The sequence below is a fragment of the Pseudooceanicola atlanticus genome (assembly GCF_000768315.1).
Classification (GTDB): domain Bacteria; phylum Pseudomonadota; class Alphaproteobacteria; order Rhodobacterales; family Rhodobacteraceae; genus Pseudooceanicola; species Pseudooceanicola atlanticus.
Window position 1 is genome coordinate 23439 of the sequence record NZ_AQQX01000023.1, and the last position, 6125, is coordinate 29563.

General features: G+C 59.8%; 6 protein-coding genes and 1 pseudogene. 5 read left to right on the forward strand and 2 right to left on the reverse strand.

Translation table 11 applies throughout. From position 1 onward, the window contains the following. Positions 1-112: 112 nt before the first annotated feature. Entirely contained in the window at positions 113-2623 is a 2511-nt protein-coding gene (locus tag ATO9_RS21895) for a heavy metal translocating P-type ATPase (RefSeq protein WP_043754584.1), read from the forward strand. Between the two features lie 12 nt (positions 2624-2635). Then, complete coding sequence (cueR, locus tag ATO9_RS21900; protein ID WP_043754579.1) at positions 2636-3034, forward strand: Cu(I)-responsive transcriptional regulator; 399 nt, start codon at positions 2636-2638, stop codon at positions 3032-3034. Positions 3035-3055: 21 nt separating this feature from the next. On the opposite strand, the gene ATO9_RS21905 is transcribed toward cueR, so the two are convergent. Both ATO9_RS21905 and ATO9_RS21910 read right to left on the reverse strand, forming a co-directional pair. Further along, positions 3056-3820 carry a MauE/DoxX family redox-associated membrane protein gene (locus ATO9_RS21905; protein WP_012187037.1) on the reverse strand — a complete coding sequence of 255 codons (765 nt, stop codon included), beginning with the start codon at positions 3818-3820 and terminating at the stop codon, positions 3056-3058. 12 nt (positions 3821-3832) lie between these two features. Beyond that, positions 3833-4669, reverse strand: a complete 837-nt coding sequence (locus ATO9_RS21910; protein ID WP_202902175.1) for a DUF305 domain-containing protein — start codon at positions 4667-4669, stop codon at positions 3833-3835. A gap of 179 nt (positions 4670-4848) precedes the next feature. Between ATO9_RS21910 and ATO9_RS21915 the strand changes: the two genes are divergently transcribed. From ATO9_RS21915 to ATO9_RS21925, 3 genes and pseudogenes are all read left to right on the forward strand, one after another. After that, a complete protein-coding gene (locus ATO9_RS21915; protein ID WP_043754583.1) occupies positions 4849-5133 on the forward strand; it encodes a L,D-transpeptidase family protein in 285 nt (94 codons plus the stop codon). Between the two features lie 15 nt (positions 5134-5148). Beyond that, a pseudogene (locus ATO9_RS24970) lies at positions 5149-5430 on the forward strand (L,D-transpeptidase); the annotation flags it as partial. A gap of 125 nt (positions 5431-5555) precedes the next feature. Further along, positions 5556-6113 carry a multicopper oxidase domain-containing protein gene (locus tag ATO9_RS21925; RefSeq protein WP_238318844.1) on the forward strand — a complete coding sequence of 186 codons (558 nt, stop codon included), beginning with the start codon at positions 5556-5558 and terminating at the stop codon, positions 6111-6113. Positions 6114-6125: the final 12 nt, after the last annotated feature.

The window sequence follows — 6125 nt, forward strand, 5'->3', positions numbered from 1 at the left end:
GCTTCCCCCCGCTGGAAGGTCAAGTGAAGAAATTTATTTGGCGCCCTCCCATTGACCCTCCAGTAACTGGAAGCCTCATATTCCACTTCGAATGGAAAAACAGGTGACGCATATGCCCGAACCCAAACAGATCAGCCTGCCGATCGAAGGCATGTCATGCGCGTCCTGCGTTGGCAGGGTCGATCGCGCATTGAATGCAATCGACGGCGTAGAGGATGTGTCGGTGAACCTTGCCTCGGAAACTGCTCGCATGAGCGTGGACGCGCTCAAGCGCATTCCCGACATCATCGAATCCCTTCGCGAGCTGGGCTACCACGCGCGGAAGGCCAGGGCCGAACTCACGATTGCAGCGATGTCCTGTGCCTCTTGCGTCGGGCGGGTCGATAAGGCGCTTGCCGCGGTGCCCGGGGTGGTCGAGGTGAACGTCAACCTCGCCTCAGAGACGGCGACGGTCGTTTACGTCGAAGGTCTTGTCACGACATCCGATCTGATCGAATCAAGCGGCGCGGCAGGGTATCCAGCAACCGTGGCAACGGCCCAGGCCGGTGACGACAGAGTTGCGCGCAAGGAGGAAGAGGCTCAGGCGCTTGCCAAACGGGTCACCTTTGCGGCCATCCTCGCCTTGCCGGTCTTCCTGATCGAAATGGGTGGCCACGTCATTCCGGCCGTTCATATGCTGATCGAGACCACGATTGGCCAGCAGACGAGTTGGCTTCTTCAGTTCGTGCTGACGACAATCGTTCTCTTCGGCCCGGGCCGGACGTTTTACACCAAGGGTTTCCCGGCCTTGTTCCGGGGTGCCCCCGACATGAACAGCCTCGTCGCGGTCGGCACCGGGGCGGCTTACCTTTATTCCGTGGTTGCGACATTCGTACCGCCGGTCCTGCCTGACACGCTGCGCACCGTCTATTTCGAGGCGGCAGCGGTCATCGTCGTTCTGATCCTTCTGGGGCGGTTTCTTGAAGCGCGCGCCAAGGGGAGAACGGGCGCGGCCATCCAGAAGCTATTAGGGCTTCAGGCGCGGACTGCACGCGTGATGCGGGACGGAGAAAGCGTCGAGATCGAGATCGATGCGCTGGTTCAGGGTGACATCGTCATCGTGCGCCCTGGTGAACGCATCGCGGTCGATGGCGAGGTCATCGAGGGGACCAGCCGCGTCGACGAAAGCATGCTGACAGGCGAGCCGATCCCCGCTGAAAAAGGTGCCGGAGATACGGTGACCGGCGGGACGGTCAACGGCGCCGGAAGCCTGCAGTTCCTCGCCACGCGGGTCGGCGCCGACACGACCCTGGCGCAGATTATTCGCATGGTCGAAGAGGCCCAGGGCGCCAAACTGCCGATCCAGGGATTGGTCGACCGGATCACCTTGTGGTTCGTGCCTGCCGTGATGGCGATCGCGGCGGCGACCGTGCTGGTCTGGCTGTTTTTCGGGCCTGATCCGGCCCTGACGATGGCGCTGGTCGCCGGTGTGTCGGTGCTCATCATCGCGTGCCCCTGCGCGATGGGGCTTGCGACGCCGACCTCGATCATGGTCGGGACGGGACGTGCTGCGGAAATGGGTGTCCTGTTCCGTAAAGGTGACGCCTTGCAGCAACTTGATTCCGTTGATGTGGTCGCCCTCGACAAAACAGGCACGGTGACCGAGGGGCGACCCGCACTGACTGACCTTGTGCTGGCGGAAGGGTTCGATCGCCCAACAACGCTCTCGAAGATCGCTGCCGTGGAGTCGCTCTCCGAGCATCCTGTCGCGGACGCCATCGTGCGGGCCGCGCGGGCCGAGGGCGCACCTCTTGTGGCGGCCGAAGGCTTTCAATCGGTCACAGGTTACGGCGTGCGCGCCGTGGTCGAAGACGTGGAGGTGTTGGTTGGGGCCGACCGCTACATGGCGCGCGAAGGCATTGACGTCTCGGCATTGGCTCCAGAGGAAACGAAGATCGCAAGCAAGGGTCGCACGGCGCTTTACGCTGCCATAGATGGGCGTGTCGCCGCCGTGATCGGCGTGGCCGATCCGGTCAAACCGGCAAGCCGCGCAGCCATCGCGGCGCTGCACGAAAAGGGTCTTGCGGTTGCGATGATCACCGGCGACAAACGCGAAACCGCCGAAGCCATCGCCCGCGAAACCGGTATCGACCACGCCATCGCCGGCGTCCTGCCGGACGGCAAGGTTGCGGCGCTCGACAGTTTGCGCCAAGGGAACAAGCGCATCGCCTTTGTCGGCGACGGGATCAACGACGCCCCGGCGCTGGCGCATGCCGATGTGGGCATCGCCATTGGAACCGGCACCGATGTGGCCATCGAATCTGCGGATGTCGTCCTGATGTCGGGCGATTTGCGCGGCGTGGTGAACGCCTTCGAAGTATCGCGGCGGACCATGCGCAACATCCGGCAGAACCTGTTCTGGGCCTTTGCCTACAACGTGGCACTTATTCCGGTCGCTGCCGGGGTGCTCTATCCGGCCTTTGGGTTGCTCCTGTCACCAATCCTTGCGGCGGGTGCGATGGCGTTGTCCTCGGTGTTTGTCCTGACCAATGCCCTGCGGCTGCGGCGCATCGCGCCTGCGATGGACGAGCAGCGCGCAATCCCGGCAGAGATGGCAGCCGCCACTCCTGCTCCAGCAGAATAACGGAGGTCCGACATGAACATCGGAGACGTTGCCCGTCAATCGGGTGTGCCCGCCAAGACGATCCGCTACTACGAGGACATCGGTCTGATCCGCCCGAACCGTAGCGAGAACGGCTATCGCGCGTTCACCGAGAACCACGTTCACAAGCTGGCGTTTCTGGGTCGCGCACGGGCCTTGGGGTTCACCATCGAAGATTGCAGGACGCTCCTGTCGCTCTACGAGGATGAAAAGCGCGAAAGCATGCAAGTGAAGGCGGTTGCGGAAGACCATCTGCGCCAGATCGAGGAAAAGATCGCGAAACTGCAATCCATGCGCGCGACGCTCGCCGAACTGGTGGAAAAATGTGCCGGGGATCACCGGCCCGACTGCCCCATCATCGAGGATCTGTCGCCGGAGCGGTTGGCCAAGTGACAGGCAAGAAGGGGCTGTACCTCAGAACCAGATCGCGCGGACCGGCATCCAGATACCCATGAAGATCATCATCAGGTTTTCCGTCAGCGAAATGAACCCCAGCGGGACGGAACTGTCACCGCCGACGCAGGCGCATTTCAGCTCTCTCTTGTCGATATAAACAGCCTTGAACACGCTGACAGCGCCTACCGTGCCGATAAACAGGGCGACAGGCGCCGAGAGCCACAGCAGCGCGCCGGCAGTCATCAGGACACCTGCCAACGCTTCGCCGAACGGGTAGACCTTGCCGTATCGCACCCATTTGCGCGCCAGCAGATCGTAGTTGAGGAACATCGTCGAAAACCCTTCGACATCCTGCAATTTCTGGATCGCGAGAATGGTCATGGACAGCGAAATGAACCATTCGAACCCCCGCAAGGTAAGGACCGACCCGTACTGGTGCCAAGACAGGCCCAATGCCAACAGCGCGGCAACGGAAAAGATCGCGATGACCGGCTGGTAGGTCGTGTCGCTTTGCTCTTCCTCGGGTGGGTCAATGTCGAAAAACACCCTGAGATCATCGTAACCGCCGATCCGTTCGTCCCCGATGAAAGTCTGCGGCGTCGTCTCGACCCCGTGCTTCTCCATGAAAGCATCGGTGTCTTCACGGGTGTCAAGCGGATGGTCTTCCACCTCGAAGCCTTGCCGCTCCAGCAGGTCTTTCGATTTCAGACCGTAGGGGCAGACATGGCCCGGCATGACCATGCGATAAAGCTGCGCGGATTTACTGTCTGTGTCGCGGGGCATGTCCTTTCCTCCTTATCCGCTGCACGTAAGTTGACCACGGAACCCGGCTTCGTAGTCGGTTCCGGCGCTGACGATCAGATCGGTCAGGTCACCGTTCGTCTCTGCGATCTCGGCCGACAGCGGGCCTTCAGAAAATGCATTTTCGCCCTGCGCTGTGAGGCGCACCAAGTCACCGCTTATCTTCATAGCGGCGGCAGACCCTTCGCCGGTTTCACCAGTCACCAGTACAGCCGGACTGTCCGAGGTGTAAGCAAAGCGGCAATTTCCGCCATTCGGGAACACCGCAGCGATTTCGTCTTCCGTCAGAAACTCAGGATCGACCTTCGACACGACCTCCGTTTGAAGCGCCTGTTGCGCATCCACAACCTGCGCCGGCGTTTCGCTTCGCGTGGCCGATGCTTCGCCGTTTGCTCCAATGTCAGCAATAAGGTAGCGCATTTCGGCGATTTCCTTGTCCTGCGCATAGATAATGTCGTCTGCGAGCCCCCGGACGCGCGGGTCGGTGATCTCGGCACGAGTCGACGTCATGATGGCGATCGAGTGGTGCGGGATCATGGCGCGCATGTAGGACCTGTCCTGCACCGTGAATTGCCCGCGAACCAGCCAGAGGCTCGCCGCGAAAAGGACTATTGCGCCAACGAAAATCGCGATGTTGGCTTTGGTGTTCTGATACATGGACAACATGTACGCCAACATGATCACGGCCATGGTCGCCCCCATCAGGATGGCCATGTAAAGGCGTGTCTCCGAAAAGAAGATATGGCCCCAAAGATAGGTGTTCAGGTACATCAGAACGAACATGACCACGGTCGATGTTCCGATCATCATAAAGAATCGTGAGTAGTGCATTTCCAGTCACCTCCTTGCAGTTCTCTGTAAAACAACAACATTCCAGCGCTGGAGAGTTCCAAAAGCACGAATTTTCGTAGTTTCAAGGCAACAAAGGCGCGTCGTTTGCCCCGGTTCACGGCTTCTTTTCTTTGCCCCTGACGCGCACTGAATTTTCATGGGTCCGAGGAGATCGCGCCATGCAGAATTTCACGAGACGAGAATTGATTTGTGCCGGAGCGATGGGTTGCTTTCTGCCCACAACTGCCTGGGCCCACAAAGTCAAATTGCCCGAACGGTTCGAACCACAATTGGTAAACACCCGTCGTGGTGACTGGGTTAAAGGCGATGTCCACGTCGTTCCCGACGATTTTTTCCTTTATTTCATGCTCGAGGACGGGATGGCGATCCGCTACGGGGTCGGGGTAGGGCGCAAAGGTTTGTACGAACCCGGAGAGTTCACGGTAGCGCGCAAGGCCAAATGACCATGGTGGCGGCCAACGAACGCCATGATCCGGCGCGAGCCACGCAAATACGCAAAGTACAAGGATGGACTGAAAGGCGGGCCAAACAACCCGCTCGGGGCCCGCGCGCTCTATCTCTACGATGCCGAGGGACGCGATACCTATCTTCGCATTCATGGAACGAACGCCCCGGAGACAATTGGGTCTGCCGTGTCGAATGGATGCGCGCGGTTGACGAATGAACATGTGAAGGATCTGTACGAACGCGTTGAAATCGGCGCCCGCGTCTTCCTGTATCCCAAAGTGACAACGGCGTGAGGAGTGTTCTGTCGCCTTGAAGTTCCTCTTCCGGAAATGGCACAAGTGCGGCAGTTGGCGAAAGCCAGTCTATCATTCATGAGGTGACGGAATTGTCTTTGAGCCGGAGGTCTTTCCTTGGCGGGATGACCGTTGCGCTGGCTGGTACCCGCTTGCCAGCAGCGACACACGAGTTGATCCTCGCGCCCCAATCGATCAAGGCGCACCTTGCTGGGTACGACGTGTCGATGTTGGGCTTCAACGGTGGTCTGCCGGGCCCAGAAGTCAGAATGCGACAAGGACAAACCGCCCGCATTACCCTCGATAACCGATTGGAGGAGGGCGCTCTCGTTCACTGGCATGGGTTGCGGGTTCCAAATCGGATGGATGGTGTCAACGTCCTCACTCAGGATGTGGTCATTCCGGGCGACTCGTATCGTTATCAATTCGGCGTCCCGGATGCCGGCACGTATTGGTATCACTCGCATTACCTGTCTTACGATCAGGTCAGCCGCGGTCTTTTCGGCGCCTTCATCGTCGAGGAGCAAAATGCGCCGGCTGTCGACCATGACATCGTTGTTCAGTTCTTCGATGTCTTGCTGGATCAGTCCGGGCAGTACGACGAAGCGTTCAACCCGGCCCACTTCGCAACCGAGGGCCGTATCGCTGACCTGCCCCCCGCGAAATCCCTCACCTTAATGTAGAGTCTGCGCCAA